General features: G+C 54.8%; 20 protein-coding genes. 14 read left to right on the plus strand and 6 right to left on the minus strand.

The window, feature by feature from the left end:
* Positions 1–86: 86 nt before the first annotated feature.
* A complete protein-coding gene (locus QLQ17_RS12020) occupies positions 87–299 on the plus strand; it encodes a hypothetical protein (protein ID WP_283209819.1) in 213 nt (70 codons plus the stop codon).
* On the opposite strand, the gene QLQ17_RS12025 is transcribed toward QLQ17_RS12020, so the two are convergent.
* On the minus strand, positions 296–508 hold the full coding sequence (locus tag QLQ17_RS12025) for a penicillin-binding protein (protein WP_283209820.1): 213 nt from the start codon (positions 506–508) through the stop codon (positions 296–298). The two genes, QLQ17_RS12020 and QLQ17_RS12025, sit on opposite strands and share 4 nt — an antisense overlap.
* Before the next feature lie 228 nt (positions 509–736).
* On the opposite strand from QLQ17_RS12025, the gene QLQ17_RS12030 reads away from it, so the two are divergent.
* Positions 737–1576, plus strand: coding sequence for a DNA glycosylase family protein (locus QLQ17_RS12030; protein WP_283209821.1), 840 nt, complete (start codon positions 737–739; stop codon positions 1574–1576).
* 10 nt (positions 1577–1586) lie between these two features.
* On the opposite strand, the gene fdhF is transcribed toward QLQ17_RS12030, so the two are convergent.
* Together fdhF and QLQ17_RS12040 are read right to left on the minus strand one after the other, a co-directional pair.
* Positions 1587–4445, minus strand: coding sequence for a formate dehydrogenase subunit alpha (gene fdhF / locus QLQ17_RS12035; RefSeq protein ID WP_283209822.1), 2859 nt, complete (start codon positions 4443–4445; stop codon positions 1587–1589).
* Between the two features lie 27 nt (positions 4446–4472).
* On the minus strand, positions 4473–6188 hold the full coding sequence (locus tag QLQ17_RS12040) for an NADH-ubiquinone oxidoreductase-F iron-sulfur binding region domain-containing protein (protein WP_283209823.1): 1716 nt from the start codon (positions 6186–6188) through the stop codon (positions 4473–4475).
* A 40-nt stretch (positions 6189–6228) separates the two neighbouring features.
* Here QLQ17_RS12040 and QLQ17_RS12045 point away from each other — a divergent pair, with 40 nt between their 5' ends.
* The 4 genes from QLQ17_RS12045 (at position 6229) to folD (ending at position 9672) form a co-directional block, all read left to right on the plus strand.
* Complete coding sequence (locus QLQ17_RS12045) at positions 6229–6357, plus strand: hypothetical protein (protein ID WP_283209824.1); 129 nt, start codon at positions 6229–6231, stop codon at positions 6355–6357.
* Between the two features lie 183 nt (positions 6358–6540).
* Positions 6541–7749 (plus strand): glycine cleavage T C-terminal barrel domain-containing protein, encoded by a 1209-nt coding sequence (locus QLQ17_RS12050; RefSeq protein WP_283209825.1) that lies wholly within the window; start codon positions 6541–6543, stop codon positions 7747–7749.
* Between the two features lie 49 nt (positions 7750–7798).
* Entirely contained in the window at positions 7799–8755 is a 957-nt protein-coding gene (locus tag QLQ17_RS12055) for a hypothetical protein (RefSeq protein ID WP_283209826.1), read from the plus strand.
* Positions 8756–8772: 17 nt separating this feature from the next.
* Entirely contained in the window at positions 8773–9672 is a 900-nt protein-coding gene (gene folD / locus QLQ17_RS12060; RefSeq protein WP_283209827.1) for a bifunctional methylenetetrahydrofolate dehydrogenase/methenyltetrahydrofolate cyclohydrolase FolD, read from the plus strand.
* 29 nt (positions 9673–9701) lie between these two features.
* On the opposite strand, the gene QLQ17_RS12065 is transcribed toward folD, so the two are convergent.
* Both QLQ17_RS12065 and QLQ17_RS12070 read right to left on the minus strand, forming a co-directional pair.
* Entirely contained in the window at positions 9702–10196 is a 495-nt protein-coding gene (locus tag QLQ17_RS12065; RefSeq protein WP_283209828.1) for an Lrp/AsnC family transcriptional regulator, read from the minus strand.
* 78 nt (positions 10197–10274) lie between these two features.
* On the minus strand, positions 10275–10673 hold the full coding sequence (locus QLQ17_RS12070; RefSeq protein ID WP_283209829.1) for a gamma-glutamylcyclotransferase family protein: 399 nt from the start codon (positions 10671–10673) through the stop codon (positions 10275–10277).
* 133 nt (positions 10674–10806) lie between these two features.
* Between QLQ17_RS12070 and QLQ17_RS12075 the strand changes: the two genes are divergently transcribed.
* From QLQ17_RS12075 to QLQ17_RS12090, 4 genes are all read left to right on the plus strand, one after another.
* Positions 10807–11853, plus strand: coding sequence for a Gfo/Idh/MocA family protein (locus tag QLQ17_RS12075; RefSeq protein WP_283209830.1), 1047 nt, complete (start codon positions 10807–10809; stop codon positions 11851–11853).
* Positions 11850–12668, plus strand: a complete 819-nt coding sequence (locus tag QLQ17_RS12080) for an SDR family NAD(P)-dependent oxidoreductase (protein ID WP_283209831.1) — start codon at positions 11850–11852, stop codon at positions 12666–12668. Before QLQ17_RS12075 ends, QLQ17_RS12080 begins: the two co-directional genes overlap by 4 nt.
* Before the next feature lie 230 nt (positions 12669–12898).
* A complete protein-coding gene (locus tag QLQ17_RS12085; protein WP_283209832.1) occupies positions 12899–13546 on the plus strand; it encodes a DUF642 domain-containing protein in 648 nt (215 codons plus the stop codon).
* Positions 13547–13737: 191 nt separating this feature from the next.
* The gene (locus QLQ17_RS12090) at positions 13738–14457 is read left to right on the plus strand and encodes a DUF2799 domain-containing protein (RefSeq protein WP_283209833.1); all 720 of its coding nucleotides are present in this window, start codon (positions 13738–13740) and stop codon (positions 14455–14457) included.
* On the opposite strand, the gene QLQ17_RS12095 is transcribed toward QLQ17_RS12090, so the two are convergent.
* Entirely contained in the window at positions 14431–14763 is a 333-nt protein-coding gene (locus tag QLQ17_RS12095; protein ID WP_283209834.1) for a class I SAM-dependent methyltransferase, read from the minus strand. The genes QLQ17_RS12090 and QLQ17_RS12095 overlap by 27 nt on opposite strands.
* 397 nt (positions 14764–15160) lie before the next feature.
* Between QLQ17_RS12095 and dcm the strand changes: the two genes are divergently transcribed.
* The 4 genes from dcm (at position 15161) to QLQ17_RS12115 (ending at position 19690) form a co-directional block, all read left to right on the plus strand.
* Positions 15161–16516 (plus strand): DNA (cytosine-5-)-methyltransferase, encoded by a 1356-nt coding sequence (gene dcm, locus QLQ17_RS12100; protein ID WP_283209835.1) that lies wholly within the window; start codon positions 15161–15163, stop codon positions 16514–16516.
* A 3-nt stretch (positions 16517–16519) separates the two neighbouring features.
* The gene (locus tag QLQ17_RS12105; protein WP_283209836.1) at positions 16520–17002 is read left to right on the plus strand and encodes a very short patch repair endonuclease; all 483 of its coding nucleotides are present in this window, start codon (positions 16520–16522) and stop codon (positions 17000–17002) included.
* Positions 17003–17196: 194 nt separating this feature from the next.
* Positions 17197–18606 (plus strand): MvaI/BcnI family restriction endonuclease, encoded by a 1410-nt coding sequence (locus QLQ17_RS12110; protein ID WP_283209837.1) that lies wholly within the window; start codon positions 17197–17199, stop codon positions 18604–18606.
* 13 nt (positions 18607–18619) lie between these two features.
* On the plus strand, positions 18620–19690 hold the full coding sequence (locus QLQ17_RS12115) for a hypothetical protein (protein ID WP_283209838.1): 1071 nt from the start codon (positions 18620–18622) through the stop codon (positions 19688–19690).
* Positions 19691–20062 lie beyond the last annotated feature (372 nt).

Here is a 20062-nt window from a genome sequence, read left to right on the forward strand (position 1 = left end):
ATTTACCAATTTCCTTATTGCCTGCCGGCCTTACAGCCCCTATTATTCGCGCTTTAGAGGCAATCTACCCGGCACAGGCTCATCCCATGGAACACACCAGCAAAATCTCCCCAGCCGTGCCGGAAATCAAACCGGTTAAATTCGATTCCGTCGAAATCGCCGGCCTGATTGTGCCCCTGCTTTTTGCCATTCTCACCATCGTTCTGGTGGCCATGAACCCGAATCCATCCGGTACGGCAGCCGCAGCCAAAGACGCCAAAGCGCCCCAGGAAAGACTCGAGCGAATCCAGCAGCGCTAATAGCAGGAATTCGGCTCTGAATCCGGGTTAATATCGCCGCTGACCTCTTCGGGATCGATGCCATGGCTGGTCAGCACTTCCCGAACAAAATTCACCTGGGCCAGCACCCGGTCGGCATCGTCGCCGTACTCGAACCGATTCACTTCCATTGGGTGCGGCATAAACGTGTAGGCGATTTTCAGAGCTTGAAGGGTATCTTCGTCGGCCATTCATCGGTCTCCTGTTTGCAAACGTTAAAAACGAGCCTGTTAGCGAGTTCCTCGCTCTCATCTGGTTGAGCAAAGAGTACGACTCGTACGGGAACACAAGATTTGCATCCTACCAGTTTAACGAAAGCCTGTTTCAGGGCCATGCAAGGATGGCCCTGTTTCGGTGACGTGGACGATATGATTTGATGGCGGCAGCACCATTCGTTTTCCCATGGAGCAGCACGAAGTATGACCACCACTTTCCCCTTGCATCTACAGCAACCGTTCAATCTGCGCATGACCGTGGAGAGCCACGGCTGGTGCCAGCTTGCGCCCTGGTGCTGGGATGGAAAGCATCTTGAACGGACGGTGAGGCTTGGCCCTGGCGCGGAGTGGGTGCAGGTGCAACAACCGGTCGCAGAACAGCTGTTGATCGAAACATCCTCATCCGACACCGCCGCTGTTGAAGAACGCGTGTCCCGCTGGCTGCATCTTGACTGGGACCCGTCAGAGTTTCTCTCGCTTTGCGATCATAACGACACCGACATTGCCCGCTTTATCCGTTCCGGAGGCGGGCGATTCCTGCGCGGCGACACCTTTTACGAGGATCTCATTAAAACCGTTTGCACCATCAATACCACCTGGAAACAGACCAGATCCATGGTCGCCTCACTGGTGAATCTGGCTGAGGGCCTGTTCCCTGAACCAGAGCAACTCCAGGCTATTGGCCCGACCAGGATGGCCGAGGAATGCAAGCTGGGTTTCAGAGCCAAAACCGTGGATACGGTGACCCATCAATTGCTGCAAGACGACGTCATCCACATCGATGGTTCTGCCCGCGAAGGCATCGTTGACTACGAGTATTTGAAATCGCTGAAGGGTATCGGGCCCTATGCCGCCGCGCACACCATGATGCTTCTCAGAGATTTTCAGACCCTGCCGGTCGACTCGGAAGTCAGTGCGTACCTGCGTCAGCAAAGCCTCGATCCCAAAGACGCCCAGAATGCCTTTCAGCATTGGGGCGAGTATCGGTTTCTCGGCTATAAACTCAAACGAATCGTCGACCAGGAAAACTGGATCGGCGATTGATGCGTCAGAGTTAAGCCGGGCTCAACTGACACGCGGCGTACTTGAATTCCGGAATCTTCCCAAACGGGTCCAGCGCCGGGTTGGTGAGCACATTGGCGGCTGCCTCCACAAACGCGAAGGGTATGAACACCATCCCTTCGGGCATGGCCTGGTCGACCCTGGCTGTCAGAGTAATGCTGCCTCGCCGGGTAGCAACCTGGATGGCATTGCCCGGCGCAACACCCAGGCGATCCAGTTCCGCCGGCGCCAGATAGGCCGCCGCTTCCGGTTCGCGCTCATCCAGCACCCGGCTTCGACGGGTCATGGCGCCGGTGTGCCAGTGCTCCAGCAACCGCCCGGTGGTCAGAACAATGGGATAGGCCTCGTCCACCGGCTCGTCGGGCGGCAGCGGCCGTGTGGGCGACAGTTTGGCCCGGCCCCCGGCGCGTGGAAACGCATCGGAGAAGACAACGTCCTGCCCCGGCGCATCGTCCGCAGGACAGGGATAAGTCACAGAGCCTTCACGTTCCAGGCGCGACCAGGAGATATGGTCGAGCGAGTGCATGCCCTGCTTCATTTCGGCAAACACCTGCTCTGGGCCGGCATAGTTCCAGCCCAACCCGAAACGCCGGGCCATTTCCTGAATAATCCACCAATCGGCCTTTGCCTCCCCCGGTGGCGACAGCGCGGCACGGCCCATTTGCACCTGACGGTTGGTGTTGGTGACGGTACCTGATTTTTCCGACCAGGCGGCAGCGGGCAGGATGACATCGGCAAACTGGGCGGTCTCCGTCACGAACAGGTCCTGCACCACCAGGTGCTCAAGGGACGCAAGCGCTTCCCGGGCGTGGGTCAGGTCCGGGTCGGACATCGCCGGATTTTCGCCGAGAATGTACATGCCCTTGATGGTACCCGCCTTGATAGCGTCCATGATTTCGACAACCGTGAGTCCCGGTTCAGGATCAAGTTTGGTTTGCCAGAGTTCTTCGAAAGCGGCGCGCAGCTGGGTATCCCCGACCGGTTGGTAATCCGGCAGTACCATGGGAATCATGCCCGCATCGGAGGCGCCCTGGACGTTGTTCTGGCCGCGCAGCGGATGCAATCCTGTGCCGGGCCGCCCCGTGTGTCCACAGGTCAGTGCCAGGGAGATGAGGCAGCGGGCGTTGTCGGTGCCATGCACATGCTGGGAAATGCCCATGCCCCAGAAAATCATGGCCTTGTCAGCCTGCGCGTAAGCACGAGCCACTTCGCGAATCGCCTCGGGTTCCACACCGCAGAGCGGGCTCATTTCCTCTGGCGACATTTCCGCAACGCTGGCCGCCAGTGCCTCGAAGCCCTCGGTATGGGCATCAATGTAAGCCCGGTCAAAGAGTGCCTCATCAATGATCACATGAAGCATGGCGTTGAACAGCGCCACGTCGCCTCCCGGCGAAAAACGCAGGCTGCGCCAGGCATAGGCATCCAGTGACTGCCCCCTGGGGTCGATAATGATCAGTTTGGTGCCGTTGCGTGCCGCCTGCTTGAAGTAGGTAGCGGCCACCGGGTGATTGACCGCCGGGTTGCAGCCGGTAAGGATCACCACATCCGCCTGAAGTGCCTGCATGAACGAGGCCGTCACGGCGCCCGAGCCCAGGCATTCCATCAACGCCGCCACCGAGCTGGCATGGCAAAGCCGGGTGCAGTGATCCACGTGGTTGGAGCCGAAGCCGGTGCGCACCAGCTTCTGGAACAGCCAGGCCTCTTCATTGGAACATTTGGCACTGCCAAAGCCCGCAAGCGCACTTGGCCCGTGCTGCTCTTTAAGCTGGGTCAGCCCGGTTGCTGCAAGTTCCAGTGCCTCTTCCCAGCTTGCTTCGCGGAAGTGAGTCAGCGGCTTGGCCGGATCAAAATCCGGGTCCATACCTTTGGGCACGCCTTCCCGTCGGATCAGAGGCCGCGTAAGCCTTGCCGGGTGTGCGGGATAATCAAAACCAAAGCGGCCTTTCACACAGAGCCGGCCCTGGTTTGAGGGCCCGTCCTTCCCTTCCACAAACAGGATACGGCCCTGTGTTTCCCCGTTCTGGGACGGCTCGTCCTTCACGTGATAGGTCAGCTGGCAACCAACGCCGCAGTAGGGGCAGACGGAGTCCACCTTGCGGTCGGCCACGGCGGAATCGCCCCGGCCCTCAGCATCCATCAGCGTCGCGGGCATCAGGGCCCCTGTCGGGCAGGCCTGAACGCATTCACCGCAGGCCACGCAGGTGCTGTCTCCCATGGGATCATCGAAATCAAAAACCACCTTGGATGCGGCCCCGCGATGCGCCAGCCCGATTACGTCATTGCCCTGCACCTCGATGCAGGCGCGCTCGCACAATCCGCACGTAATGCAGGCGTCCAGATTCACGTTCATGGCCGAGTGGGTTTGATCGTGGCCCTCGGCATGGGCCAGTTGATCCGATCGCGGAGTGACGTGGTGGACCGTGGGTTCGTCACGGTCTGAACGAGCAGGTAAACGTTGGCGCACGGTACTGGCATCAATGGTCAGCTGATCGGCCGTATCCCATAGATGGCTGGAGCGGTCGGGGCTGTTATCCCTGTCAGGTTGATCGGCCAGCAGCAATTCCAGCACCGCTTTCCGGGCTTTCTGGGCACGGCCGGATGCGGCGCTTCGCACCACCATGCCGGGGGCAGCTTCGCGAATACAGCTTGCGGCGAGCACACGCTCACCTTCCACTTCCACCATGCAGGCGCGGCAATTGCCGTCGGAACTATAACCCGGGGCGTCTTTGAAACAGAGGTGCGGGATGGTCTCGCCAGCGCGCTTGGCCACCTGCCACAGGGTTTCCCCAGCGAAGGCCTGAACCTCAACGTCGTCCAGCGTCAGGGTGAAGCTTTCGGTCGATTTGCTCATGGCTGTTCTCGTTTCGCTCATGGCTGTCTAACCCTTCGCAATCAGGTTGCTGTTGGCGAGTTCGCTGCGGAAGTCTCGCAGCAGGCTCAACACCGGATTCGGTGCCGCCTGGCCAAGGCCGCAAATAGAGGCATCCGCCATCACACTGGCCAACTGCTGGAGCGTTTCCTCATCCCAGCGGTCGCGCTCCAGCAGGGTGAGCATTTTCTCGGTACCCACACGGCAAGGCGTGCACTGCCCGCACGACTCGTCGGCGAAGAAAGCCAACAGGTTAGACGCCGCTGCCGCCAGATCGTCCTGGTCAGACAGAACGATGATCGCAGCGGAGCCGATGAAGCAGCCGTGTTCCTGCAGCGTGTCGAAATCCAGCGGAATGTCTGCTTTGCTGGCCGGCAATATGCCGCCGGAGGCCCCACCGGGCAGATAGGCCAGCAGGCGATGCCCTTCCGCCATGCCGCCGCAGTATTCGTCGATCAGTTCATTGAGCGTGATGCCTGCCGGTGCAACGTGCACCCCCGGATTAGCAATCCGCCCAGAAACCGAAAAGCTCCGAAGCCCCTTTCGACCATGCCGCCCCTGGCCGGCAAACCAGTCCGCGCCCCGGGCGTGGATCAGCGGAATCCAGTAAACCGTCTCGACATTGTTGACCAGGGTGGGACGGTCAAACAGACCTTTCTGGGCAACAAACGGCGGGCGATGCCGGGGCTTGCCCGGCTTGCCCTCCAGGGATTCGATCAGCGCCGATTCCTCGCCGCAGATGTAAGCGCCGGCGCCCCGGCGCAGGATGACGAAGCCCGGCTCGACAATGGCGGCTTCTTCCAGCTCCGCAATGGCCTGTTTCAGCACATGGTGCAGGCCGGGGTATTCGTCCCGCAGGTAAATGTACAGCGCCTTAGCCTCGACAGCCCAGGCGCTGACCAGCGCCCCTTCCAGGAAAACGTGGGGCTCACGTTCCAGGTAATAACGGTCCTTGAAGGTGCCGGGCTCACCCTCATCCGCATTAATGACCGCATAGCGTGGGCCGGGTTCGGCCCTGACCGCCTGCCATTTGCGAAAAGTCGGAAATCCGGCGCCACCCAGTCCCCGAAGGCCGGCCTGCTCCAGTTCCCCGGCAAGTGATTCAACGCTCACACGGCCTTCACGGCAGTCAGTGAGCAACCCGTAACCATTCACCGAGCGGTAATCCGCCAGGCCCTGCCATCGGATTGATTCCGGCTCAGTCTGCCCACTCAGGACAACCGCGTTCACCTTGTCCGAATCGGCATGACAAACATGGTGATGGCCAACCTCCACCACCGGCGCTGTGTCGCAACGGCCCATGCAGGGTGCACGCAGGACCCTCACCTGCTCAGGGTCAGCGCCGTCAACCAGCGCCTGGCGCAGGGCCTCTGCCCCGGCCAACTGGCAGGACAGCGAGTCACACACGCGCAGCGTTGTCTCAGGCGGTGGCGCCTGCTCGTCGTGGATTACGTCAAAATGGGCATAGAAGGTGACCGTTTCATAAACGGTGGCCATCGGCACATTCATGAATGCCGAGAGTGCACGAAGATGGCCCATGGACAGCCAACCATAGGTATCCTGCAAGACATGCAGGTGCTCTATCAGACGATCGCGGTGGCGCAAGACCGGTTCAATACGTTCGTCACCGATCAAATCCCGAAGCTCTGCCAGAATGACGGGGTCGGTTTGACGGCCACGCAGTGAAGCGCGACGGCGTTTGCCGCTTATTTCGTCTGTAGTCATTGTTATTATCCAGGCCTGAAGTACACACGAGACAGCCATCATGGCTGGCCTGATTAGCTACAAATCATTGAAGCACATCCTGTCAGTTTGTCGCCAGATGATTCTGAATTGTCGGGCAAGCCCTGGAGCCCGCTATCGTGCCAAAACCGGCGTTGGACAGGCGCTGTAAATGCATGAGCCATAGCGCCTTAGACCAAACAGACTAAACACCGAAAAAAACTAGTCCAGTCATCATATTTACAGCCTCTGTTTAGATCTCTCTTGATCCAGATTTCTCATATCCTGTACCCAGGTCAGGCACTTCTTTCGCGCCGTTTCCCGGCGTGAACGCACAACATGGGAGGAGCAAGGTATGGCCGCACAAGAACAAAAAGAGTTTGGTTTTGGAACACAGATTCGCAAGTCGACCTACTTCGATGCCACCGTGCGTTGGGGAGCCAAAGGGTTCTCGGTGTACAACCATATGTACATCCCCCGCGATTTCGGTGACCCCGAGCAGAACTTCTGGAACCTGGTTAACACGGCCATTCTTTGCGATGTAGCCGTTGAGCGCCAGGTCGAGATCACCGGTCCCGACGCCGCAGAATTCGCCCAGTTACTGACGCCACGCGACCTTTCAAAATGCGCGGTCGGTCAGTGCAAATACGTGCTGATTACCAACGCCGAGGGTGGAATTCTGAACGACCCAATCATGTTGCGCCTGGAAGAAAATCGCTTCTGGATTTCCCTGGCAGACAGCGACATTTTGCTGTGGGCACAGGGCGTGGCTATCAACTCCGGCCTGGATGTTCAGATCTTCGAACCGGACGTGTCGCCGCTTCAACTCCAGGGCCCGGAGTCCTGCCGAATCATGGAGGCACTGGTTGGCGACAGCATCAATGATCTGCGTTATTTCTGGCTGCGCGAATACGACATCGACGGTATTCCGGTCATTGTTTCCCGCACCGGCTGGTCAAGCGAACTTGGCTACGAACTGTATCTATTGGATGACTCCAAAGGTGAAGAGCTGTGGGAAAAGATCATGGCCGCCGGAGCACCGTTCGGACTCAAGCCGGGCCACACCTCGACCATTCGCCGGATTGAGGGCGGCATGCTGTCTTACCGCGCCGATATGGATATCACAACCAACCCCTATGAGTTGGGTATGGACCGCCTGGTGGACCTGGATATCGAGGCCAACTTCATCGGCAAGGCAGCACTCAAACGCATCCGGGACCAGGGCGTGTCTCGCAAGCAAGTGGGGGTTGTGATCGATGGCCCTGCGCTGGCAGGCCCCAACGTCAAGTTCTGGGCGCTGGAGGCAAACGGCAAACCGGCTGGCAAGGTGACCTCTGCGGTTTATTCCCCGCGGCTCAGACAGAACATTGGCCTGGCCATGGTTGGCGTGGACTTCGCGGAAACCGGCACCCGTTTCGACATCGAGACGCCTTACGGAAGAACCACGGCCACCGTTGTCGACAAGCCGTTCTATGATCCGAAGAAGCAAATCGCTGTGGCTATATCTCCAAAACAGGCAGTGAACGAACCAATGCCACCGGCGAGGCTTCTTGCCCAGGCTTGAGTCGCCCGTGTAGCCAACCCATCATTCACTTATCGGCAGGATCGATTTTATGGGGCTGCGATCATTTCTTCACAAACCCGACTCCGATAACCCGGAGCATCAAAACTCTGGGTTGCTGGAAGACTTCCTGAGCGGCTATTCGATTGAAGTGATGCCGCGAACCGCAGCCAAAGTGGAGCGTTTCCGCGACATTCTGCCTGCTGGCACCCGCGTCTACATTGCTCATATCGACGGCACCTCAATCGACGACATGGTTCGCACCGCGCGACGGGTGGCTGAGGAAGGCTTCCCGGTTATGCCCCACTTCCCTGCTCGCCTGATCAGGAACAAGGCCGAACTGGCCGAGTGGATCACCCGGTACCAGGGCGAGGCAGGCGTGGATCAGGGCTTGCTGCTGGGCGGTGGCATGAATTCGCCGATTGGTGAATTCGCCGATTCCATGCAATTGGTCGAAACGGGGCTTTTCGACAGCTTCAAGCACCTGAACTTTGCAGGCCATCCTGAAAGCAACCGCGATATCGATCCCGATGGCTCCGACCGGATGGTGATGCAATCCCTGAGGTGGAAGCAGGCGTTCTCAGAGCGAACCGATGCCCGGGTGGCGCTGACTACCCAGTTCTGCTTTTCTTCGGCGCCAGTAATCGCGTGGGCCGACCGGCTGGCGGCCGAAGGTATTGATCTGCCCCTGCACATCGGGGTGGCAGGGCCGGCAAAGCTCCACACCCTGATTAAATACTCCCTGTCTTGCGGTATAGGTCCCAGCATGCGGGTACTGCAACGCAGGGCGAAGGACATAACCAGGCTGATGCTTCCCCATGAACCCACCGAATTTCTGCACGAGTTGGCGGCTCACAAACAGCGCCACCCGGACTTCGGGATCGAGCAGGTGCATTTCTTCCCGCTAGGTGGGGTTGGCGTGACCACCCAATGGGTCATTGAAAACGCAAAAGCCGCTGGTCGGCCGGTCTCCGCTGACGAAGGTTACCCATTACTACAGGGTGCATGAACAAAGATGAGGCTCCCATGAGTCCACAAATCATTGACGGCAAGGCATTCGCAGCCACGGTGCGTGAGCAGGTCAAAGACTATACCCATGGCCTGAAGCAACAACATGGGATCACTCCAGGCCTGGCGGTCGTTTTGGTTGGCGATGATCCAGCGTCTCAGGTGTATGTCCGCTCCAAGGGAAAGCACACCGTCGAAGCAGGCATGAACTCCTACGAGCACCTGTTGTCGGCAGACACCTCCGAAGCCGAGCTGTTGGCGCTAATCCATCAACTCAATGCCGACCCGGCGGTACATGGCATCCTGGTTCAGCTTCCCTTGCCGCCCCACCTCAACGAAGCGTTGGTGATCAATGCGATTGACCCATCCAAGGACGTAGACGGCTTTCATATCTCTAATGTCGGGCTGCTTGCGACCGGGCAGAAGGCTATGGTGCCCTGCACTCCGTTGGGGTGCCTTATGATGATTCGGGAGTATTGCGGCATTTTGACGGGGTTGAACGCCGTTGTGGCAGGCCGTTCACACATTGTTGGCAAACCAATGGCACAACTGTTACTGGCAGAAAACTGCACGGTCACTGTGGTTCATTCGCAGACGCGCAACCTTCCGGACATCTTGCGCAGTGCGGATATCGTCGTAGCTGCCGTAGGGAAACCGCTATTTGTTCAGGCCGACTGGATCAAGCCAGGCGCAACGGTGATCGACGTGGGTATCAATCGCGTCGAACAGGAAGACGGGACAACACGCTTGGTCGGCGATGTGGACTTTGAATCAGTGAAAGAGGTTGCGGGGGCAATCACACCAGTGCCGGGTGGCGTCGGCCCGATGACCATAGCCTGCCTGTTGGCCAATACGGTCACTGCCTGTTGTCGTTTGAACGCGCTTCCGGAACCGGGATTCCTGAATCCAATTACCTGACGATCCGAATACAAACCATCAAGCCGTTGTCAGGGCTGTTTTTTCATTGCCATCAGCTTCGACACGCTAATAGGCTTCGATTTCACACTTCGCGTAATGAAGTAAACATAGTAGCGATCGATATTCAGTTCCTGATTGAGCAGTTCGTCTATCAGGCCCTGAAATTTTTGAAGACTGGTGGTGACCACTTTCATGACATAATCAGCCCCGCCACCGACCGCGCTGCATTCAACGATTTCATCGATACCCTGAATATAATATTCGAATCGTTGAAATTCGGCCCGGTTATGAGTCTTGAGCCAAATCGCGACCCACACTTCTGTCAGATCAACGATTTTGTCGATGGCGATCACGCCCCGATAACCCGTGATGTAACCGCCGCTTTTAAGCCTTTCAAGTCGAATCAAACAGGGAGTGGGCGACAAATTCACCAGCTCTGAAAGCCGTGTTTTACTGACTTGTCCGTGCTGCTGAACCGCGCTCAAAATGCGGATATCCACGGCATCCAACATGAAATTTTTCATATTTTTATAAGCTCAGCTGCAGCTGGTGTCGCTGAAATCGAGCCTAGTAATCCCAAACCCAACGGTCAAGCACGGGCTTTAAAGCCCTCCAATCTGGCGAGGCCAGCCACCACTAATAATTTCGTCAAGCCCGGACACATCGGGGTTGTACAGGTAAATCCAGGCGGCCCCAAACGACGTTTCAAGCTCGCGACGGTCATAAAGACCCAACGCCGGCGCCTGCGCGTTGTAGTCTTCCAGTTCATCCAGTCGGTCGAAGGTCTCGGCATTGACGTCATAGACCTCCACATCGACCCCGTCGCTGGAGCGCAGCTTCGCACCCGGATAAGGCCCGATGTCGTACAGGGTAATCTGATTCAACTGGCAGTGGCCGACGTAAAGGGCACCGGCCAGAATCTGATGATTGGACTGGCCTTTTTTCAGGGTGCCGTAGACCGCTACGCGCCGAAGGTTGGCTTTTACCTTATTCGTCCCCAACAACTCACCACAATTACGCTGAACAGAGTTTATGAACGTAGAGTTCACGGTTAGTGTAACAGCACCAACCGTCGCTGCGTCGTTTACCAGCAAGCATTCACACCAGATACGAAAACTGGATGGGAGACTGACCATGGAAAATCGCAAAGTCCGCTGGGGAATCCTCGGTACCGCCGAAATTGCCACCAAAGTTGTCGCCGGAATGCACGACGCAGCCAACGCCGACGTGGTCGCAATCGCCAGCCGCTCTCTCGACCGCGCTCAAGCCTGGGCAGACGAGCACACCGTGCCGCAGGCTTTCGGCTCCTACGATGAGCTACTGGCCGATGACAGCATCGACGCAGTCTATCTGCCCGTGCCCACTGCGTTGCGCAATGAGTGGATTAAAAAAGCGGCCCAGGCCGGCAAACACGTATACGCCGAGAAGCCATTTGCAGACGGCGTGGAAGACGCCATTGAGGTGTGCCGACAGAACGGGGTCCAGTTCATGGACGGCACCATGTGGCTGCACAGCAACCGCACCCAGGCACTGGAAAAACACGTGGCGGACGGCGACATCGGCGACGTAAAACGAGTCACCAGCGCCTTCACCTTCAAAGCCCCGGACAAGGAATGGTACGAGGGCGGCAACGGCCGCACCGATAAGAACCGCGAGCCCATGGGCTGTTTCGGCGACCAGGGCTGGTACCCGATCGGCGCGATTATGTGGAGCTTCGGTTACGAACTGCCGGAAAAAGTACAAATGACCCACGTCTCCAAAAACTCCGTGGACACCATCGTCGCCTGTGGCGGCACCCTATGGTTCTCCGGCGGCCGCATGGCCACCTTCGACGCGGGCGTTGAACTGGCCCACCGCTCCCAGTTTGAAACCGTCGGCGACGCCGGCCTGATACGCGTTGATGACCTGGTGGGCGGCCAGGGCCGCACCGGCAACTTCGCCGCCTACGGTGAGAAGTTCACCGGCAGCACCCACTACGTTGTGGGCGACGTCGAAGGCAAAGACACCCAATACGAAGTCGAAGCCTGCGACCACGTGGTGAAGCTGGTTGAGCGGTTCTCAAATAATGTGCTGGTGGGCAAGCTGGAAGACGAGTGGCCAAAGCGAAGCATTGCATGCCACCGCGTGATGTCGGCGCTGTTTGAATCGGCAGAATCTGGCGGGACCGCTGTCTCTCTATGAACAAACTAGCCCTGATCACCGGTGCCAGCACCGGAATCGGCTACGAGGCCTGCGCCCTCTTTGCCCGGCGAGGCTATCGGGTGATTGCTCTATGTCGCGAGCCGAATGGCGCCACGCCCGCCGATCTGGAGCTGGCGCTGGATCTCGAGTCCTTTGAGCAAATCGAAGGGCTTGCGATGGCGCTGGACACCGAAATCGCAAATGCCGAGCGAGTCGTTCTGGTGAACAATTCCGGTTACGGCCAGTTCGGTGCGGTTCGGGACCTGTCTGAATCCATGTGGCAGAAGCAATTCAGTACGCATGTGTTCGGGCCGATCAAGCTGGCCTCTGTCTGCCTGGAACTGTGTGAACAGCACAATGTCCCCTTGCGGGTCATCGCCGTTAGCTCCGTGTTGGCCATCGTGCCACAGAAAATGAAAGGCGCGTACTGCGCTGCCAAGTCAGCAATGAACGCCGCTCACGACAGCTTCTGGTTTGATGAACGTGGCAGTAACAGCCTGGAGAGTGTGTCGCTGGTTTTGCCGGGGCCGGTGAAGACAAAGTTCAGAGAACATGCCCTGGCGGCTTTGAAGCCTGTGATCAGTGAAGTCGGCTCCGCGCGGCAATCGAAGTACGAATCTGTTGAAGCCGCTCTAGCACCCGGCGCCAAAGTTAAGCCGTTTACGGCCAGTGCGTTAGACGTTGCCGGAAAGATTTATCAGGCTGCGGAGGCGACACGCCCGAGACCGCGATATCTGGTTACACCACAGACGTACGTCGCTGCGTTTATCACTCGTTTTCTGCCGGTTTCTATTCAGCGAAGACTATTGAAATAGGACTCAGCGACCGTTCGCAGCCTCTGTGCAAAATCTCACGGTCGCATCAGAATCATCGCCCTGCCGCTCCTCGCGATCCGTCGGATTAATTTACACAACAGCAAGTAACGCCAATTCCTATAGGGCTCAAGGTCTCTTAACCATCCGAAATATTTGAGTTTTCCGATTTATGGCGCGGATTGTGTTGTGAAACCTGAAATCAGTAATATTCAATCTTTTAGGAGTACAAAATGAAGGCATTGGGAGCGGTATTGGCAGCAGGACTGCTGTCGGCCGGGGCAGCGCAAGCTAACCTGATCGTGAATGGAGATTTCGAGGCACCGGAACTGAGCGGCTCTCAATGGGCAGTCTACGGTGATATTCCCGGCTGGAACACCACCGACGGCTCCGGCATTGAAATCCAGCGCAATACGGTCGTTAACGCGCAATCCGGCAACCAATATGTGGAGCTGGACTCGCACTACGCAACCGATACCAACAGCACCATGTCCCAAGCGATCAGTACATTGAGCGGGCAAACCTACACCCTGTCTTTCTGGTACCAGCCCCGCACGAATGGTGGCAGCAACGACAACGGCATCAATGTATTCTGGGATGCGTTCGGCGGTGACATGCTGAGCTTTACCGCAAGCAACGAGGTTCTGAACCTGGAGAACTACACCCGCAGCCAGTCCAATGGCTGGACTAATTTCACACTGGACATGGTGGCCTCCTCAAGCTCCATGGCGCTCTCATTCCAGGCCGACGGTGCCGACAACTCCCTGGGCGGTTTTGTTGACAACGTCTCGTTGGTAGCCAAGGTTCCGGAGCCGGGTTCACTGGCACTTCTCGGACTGGGGCTTGCTGCGCTGGGTTTTCGGGCGCGCAAAGCTGGCTGATCCACGTATTTGAATCAGGGCCCCTCGGCAAGAGGTGGCTCCTGCTTGCAAAGGGGACGTCTGTCCCCTTTTTGCTGCTCCCCGTTTGTACCGTATTGTTGCCCTCCCACCGCTGTCGTGGCAATTCAGCGTGCTACTATTGCACTCTTATAGCACTCTGAAATTGATCCAAGCTCTGGAAACGACACTCTATGTTTAACCGCAAAATGTCCTGGTTCGCGATTGCCACTGTGTTTCTCATACTAGCCGGCTGCGCAACCATGAACGAGCAGGAATGTCGCGTTGCCGACTGGCACGCCATCGGTTATCAACACGGCGCAAGCGGCCAGGGCACACAAAGCTTTAGCGAATACCAGTCAGATTGCGCGGATCACAACATCCGAGCGGATTTCCAGGCGTTCAAAGAAGGACACGAGTCCGGGTTGTCTGACTTCTGCGTGTTTGAGCGCGGTAAAAACCTGGGGCTGCAAGGCGCCAGCTATAACGCCAACTGCACAGCCTCACGCTACCCCGATTTCAAAAAAGGCTACGACATGGGGATTGAGGGATTCTGCACCTACGAGAACGGCCTAAGAACCGGCGAAGCAGGCGGCAAGCTCAGCCCTGCATGCTCAGAATTCCCTCGTTTTGCAGAAGGCTACCAGGACGGCTATGCCCGGTATGAGGTGGTCGAAGCCATTGACCGTGTTGAAGACCAGCTAAGAGCCACCGAGCAAAAGATCGACGAAGAACAGCAGTTTATTGAAGATTCAGAGGCGCTCATCGTCCGTGATGGCACCACATCAAAACAGCGCGCCGATGCGCTTGAGGACATTAACTACCATCGGGAAGAAATGTCCCGCCTGAGACGCGAGCTACTGATCCTGGAGGATGAGCGTAGCGAGCTAATCCACACTCTGGAGACGCTTTAGCGCCAGAACATCAGCGCTCGCAGTTTCCGGATCGTACCTAAATCGGGCAATTGGTCGTCTATCCAGTGGATGCTCTGATGCCCTGCCCCAGCTCCCGCAAGCCAGCCGCGGGGCCTCTACCGCGACAACATCCCAGCCCCGCGCTGCAAGAGCACTTGAATCCCGACCGCTGCCTGCGCCGACATCCAGAGCAAGACCTGATTTATCGCGAAGTAAGGAGAGCCAGTCTTGGTGAACCTGTTCGCAGGTAAGCGACTGGTACTGGTCATAAAAGCCTTTAGCTTTCATGCAGTAGACGTCAGTCACGAATATATATTCCACCTAGGGATAAAGGGATCAGCTCAAAACGACCCTGAGCTCGCGCTTATCCTATCAACGAAACCGTACTTCACTGAAACTCTGCCATGAATCCACCCCTTAGGATATTCATCAACGAACGCGGCGTTAAGTTTCCGAGCTACCCACGAACAGTAGACACTTCCAAAAAAAGATTGGACTTACCTCAGCGCCGTGTGGGTGAGCTGTAGAGCTAACCGAGAATTCAAAACGATCTGTACCCGGCCCCAAGCCAAGCCACTGTATATATTTACAGATTTTTTGAGGTATTCTTTATTGAAAACCTAGTGCAAGGGATTGGAAGCAACTACAATGGAGTTAACAAGTGAGTTTTCGTCACACATTTGACCCAGAAAGGGAGTGCGTCGTGAAAGACGAAGAGGGCCTCAAGCTTATCAATGAACTGCTCGAAATCTACGATCAGGGTTTCATTGCCAAAACTCTGAATGACCTAGGGTTCGACTCTTGGTGCAGAGAGAGTATCAACCGCTGGGTGAAAGGAAAAGCTGACAGAAAACTTAGTCATGGCGAATTTGAGCACCTCAAATCCCTATTACCGAAAGCCTTTCAAGAGCAGGGCCATGGATTCCGGTTCATAGACCTATTCGCTGGCATTGGTGGAATACGACGCGGGTTTGACGAGATTGGTGGAAAATGCGTTTTTACCAGTGAATGGAACAAATACGCTGTAAGAACCTATAAGGCTAATCATTACAACGATTCGGAACACATTTTCAACAAAGACATCCGTGAGGCCACGCTTTCAGACAGAGAAGATGTTTCTGAAGAAGAGGCCTACGCTCACATTGACAGCATCATTCCAGATCACGATGTCTTACTCGCTGGGTTTCCCTGCCAGCCCTTCTCTATTGCCGGTGTCTCGAAGAAGAATTCGTTAGGACGTGCTCACGGATTTGAGTGTAATACTCAGGGAACCCTTTTCTTTGATGTTGCCAGAATTATCCAAGCAAAACGTCCTGCAGCTTTCCTGCTAGAGAATGTGAAAAACCTGAAAAGTCACGACAAGGGTAAAACTTTCAAGATTATCCTGGAAGCGCTGGATGAGCTTGGATATGAGGTCTCAGATGTTAATTATGAAGGCACACAGGATCCGAAAATTATCGATGCGAAACATTTCGTTCCACAGCACCGTGAGCGAATTGTGCTGGTAGGTTTCCGTCGGGATCTTGATGTACATAACGGATTCACTCTAAAAGACATACGAAAGCACTTTCCGGAAAAGGTAACAACATTCGGCGAGATCCTAGAGCCGGAAGAGGAAGTTGATGACCGGTATATTCTGACTCCAAAGCTCTGGCAGTACCTGTACGACTATGCCGCAAAACATAAAGCTAAAGGAAACGGGTTTGGGTTCGGGCTCACTGGACGCAATGATGTGGCCCGAACACTATCCGCACGTTACTACAAAGACGGCTCAGAAATACTTGTGGACCGAGGGTGGGATATGGACGCCGGTTTTGAGGATATGATCAATCAAGGAAACCGGCCACGACGCCTGACACCCAAGGAGTGCGCAAGACTGATGGGCTTTGACGAACCGGGCGAGTCAAATTTCAAAGTGCCGGTATCGGACACCCAGGCTTACAAGCAATTCGGAAACTCCGTAGCCGTTCCGGTTTTCCGAGCTGTCGCAAAGTTGATGCGCCCCCGCATTCTCGAGGCGATCAAAAAGCATGAACAAAGAAAATCCAAAGCAGCATAATTCATGGCAGACGTTCACGACAAAGAAACCAGAAGCCGCAACATGGCGGCTATCAAAGGAAAAGGAACCAAACCGGAAATCTGGTTACAAGCCCGCCTGTCCGAGCGCGGATTCGACTTCCAGACAAACCTAAGGGACCTTCCCGGATCCCCGGATATCGTGCTTGACGAATACAAAGCAGTTGTTTTCTTCCACAGCTGCTTTTGGCACGCGCATGGATGCAGTCTATCCAATCTACCTGAGAACAACCGTGACACATGGGAAAAAAAATTCAGCGCGACGAAAGAACGAGATTCAAGAAATAAAGGGCTTCTTAAGGAGCTAGACTGGCGGGTGTTAGAGGTTTGGGAATGCTCTCTTCGCGGAACTGACAAGCTCAATCCAGACAGCCTTATTGACCTTATTTCAGAATGGATCCAAACCTCAACATCCTCCACTCGCGAAATTACTGGGACAGCGCCAAACGAAAGCTCCAAAACCAAGTAACCACTTGCCTTCGGACTCTGTAACTCCCTACCTTCGATCTCTAACGCCCTTAGACAGTAGCGCTCAAAGAAGATAGTTTGCATATTTTTATTATCTTGGAGTACTTTCTTACACTGTTCTCAACAGATTGAATTAACAGCACTTGTGGCTTAATAACAATCTATAAAATCACGACTCATTTCTAGGGTTTTGGGATGCCAAAAAAGATCGGGACCTACGATACAGAAACAGCCAAACACGCAGGTCTTCAAAAAATACTCGATATACTCTCGGACCTTGGTGCAGAAAAAGTCTACGTTAAACACCTCGCCCCTAACGACAACAGCAAGAATCAACCATATTTTGCTTACCATCTAACAGAGATTCCCTTCATTCCAACGGGGGAAACTGTTGCTTCGGAAACCACATCCAACAAATCGAAAGCAACCCAAGACAATAAACGCGCGATTAAGTACCAAGCCTCGATGAAATTGAACTGGTTTGATGCTGAGGGCCGCACCTATCCAGCTCCCAACGCGAAGCTAATTTATTATCCTCAATATCCAGAAGTTCGATTTTCTGGATTTTTGAAGGGTTCCAAAGTGCAAGCCAGTAAGTGGATGGATCCAAAAAAAGAAGGGCGTGCAGTAAACCGTTGGCTGATTCTCGGCGTTTCCCCGGACGAAACAATCCACGCTTATCTCGTTACACCTGATTGCGCCCTTGCCACAGAATTATCTGAAACCCAGTTCTTTGAGGCAAGTACAGTATTCGGGGAGATAAACGCCAGCAAGAAGGTCGTCAAATCCACCCGGGGCGCACTGATTGCCAAGCTACTTGAAATCCATCAAATGGGTTGGATACCAGGACAAAAACTGGGCCCGGCAGGCGAAAAAGAACCTTATACCGCATTGAACGCTGGCGGCTATACACTCGAAGCGGAGCTTGGCGTAAGTCCCAATGGTATTGCTGAGCCTGATTTTCTTGGATGGGAAGTCAAACAGTTTGGTGTGACAGGCTTCCCGGCTAGGGGCACCAAACCTACGACTCTCCTCACACCTGAACCTAATGGCGGTTTCTATGTAGACCAAGGCGCCCAAGAGTTTGTGAGGAAGTATGGGTACGCGGACAAATCAGGTAAGTCTGATCGTCTAAACTTTGGCGGCAAGCATCTGGTCAATCAGGCCTGCGGTGCAACCAGCCTTACAATGAGGATCACCGGATTTGATAGCGAGAACTCCACCATTACAGATGCAAAAGGTGGGATAGCGTTGCTCGATGATAATGATGTCGTCACGGCAAGCTGGAGCTTTGCGAAACTCATGGACCACTGGAAGCGAAAACACGCCCAAGCAGTTTATGTTCCAAGCATGCGACAGCCTGTAACAGGTGGTGGCAATGAATACCTCTATGGCAAGAACATTGAACTTGGCACCGGAACAGACTTCGAAATGTTGCTCACAGCGTTCGCTTCAGGTCACGTTTATTACGATCCAGGCATTAAGCTCGAAGGTGCATCTTCAGGAAAACCAAAGTTAAAGAAACGTAGCCAATTCCGAGTAAGCCACAAGGAGCTTTACAGCCTTTACCGAGCGTATGAACTGATTGATATTACGGAGGCCTAGCAAGGAAGCTTTAATGTTTGATTTATCCGCATCAACCGTAAACAAAATGCTAGATTATGTCGACTTCCCAAAGACGCTTAACGTCAGCAAACGTCGGGATGCTTACGTCACTGAATGGTATTTCGAGACTTCGATTCTGCCGGAAATTACCGAAGGCCAGACATCAACCGGATGGTGTTACGTTAGTCAGAATCGCACCAGAAACTGGTTCAAAGTCACTAACAACACAGGTCCAGCGGATCCTCAACGAAACACAGACCGACTAATCATCACAGCCTTAAAAGAAAAAGATCCCGCTCAGCGTTTCTTCTCTATTTTCGAGGACAGGGGCTCTGTTCGTCTGAGAGAGATCGTTCACAATCAGGACGGATGGAGGCAGGTCCGGCCAGCTGATACTGCGAACATCTGTAATACCCAGTTGATCAACGAAACGGCAACCACGCTCTCCGAAAAACCAAGGCATAAATTGCCGTTCGCTCATATCTGGCTTAACCACGTGCCTTCCAGCTACAAAACAAACCTTCTTATACAACGACTCTTAATGAACTTTGGCCTGAAGAAGAAATTCCCTCTTGATGTTGACGCTATAGAGATCAACGACGGCCAATTGGTCTTCCATGAGTTTAAGCGGAAAACGAAATGCGCCGATGGCTGTTTTATTGTTGGCGACATAAAAATCACTAGGCGAATGCTCAAGAACATACTCGACAGATGCAATGCTGCGGGACTGCCCTATGGAGATAAGCTCTTCGATTTTGTCAAAAGCAACTTAAAGTACCAAAGAGACACAAATGCTCAATGCTACGGGCTCGATAAAGGTCATCTATCGAACTACGAGTTCTGCCATAAACACGAAATCACCTTCAGACACACCATCTGGGACTCCTCTAACTATCCAAATAAGCCAAACATCAGCGATCTATTTAACGAGGACCAAGAGCCGCAAAAGGCCGTCAATCTGATTTCCTCACAGATCACTCCCGACAGCTTCATGGGCTTTATCTTCACCTATGGCGATAACTCTGGAACGATTACATCCGATCTACGCATTCAGGCCACATTGAGAGCAGAATGTTTTGAATAAATTCTCCTAATGGGCGTATGGGCGGGTTTCCTTGCCACTAACCAGCTGTTTGATTCTGGTATCAGCCAAAAGAACATGGACAAGGGGTAGAACCGTAAGCAAGCCAGCGAGGTTAAGGCAAAAACGGTGTCTGTGCGGCCGGCACGTAGGCATCTGGCGGCCCCAACTCTTCTTGGCTTAACGTTCCATTTCCTCAAAATGCATGACCTGGCAGGCTTTGTGGATGAACGCTTTTAAGAGGCAAAAGGACCTTTTCCCAAAGCTCGCTGGCCACTTTGATAAATACAATGGCATCTAACCTCCCTTCTCCATGCACCAACTAAACTAGCTGGATAACTCATTAAAACTGCAGCGAAAATTTTAAAGTGGCAG

This window comes from Marinobacter sp. CHS3-4 (genome assembly GCF_030053415.1).
Taxonomy (GTDB): domain Bacteria; phylum Pseudomonadota; class Gammaproteobacteria; order Pseudomonadales; family Oleiphilaceae; genus Marinobacter.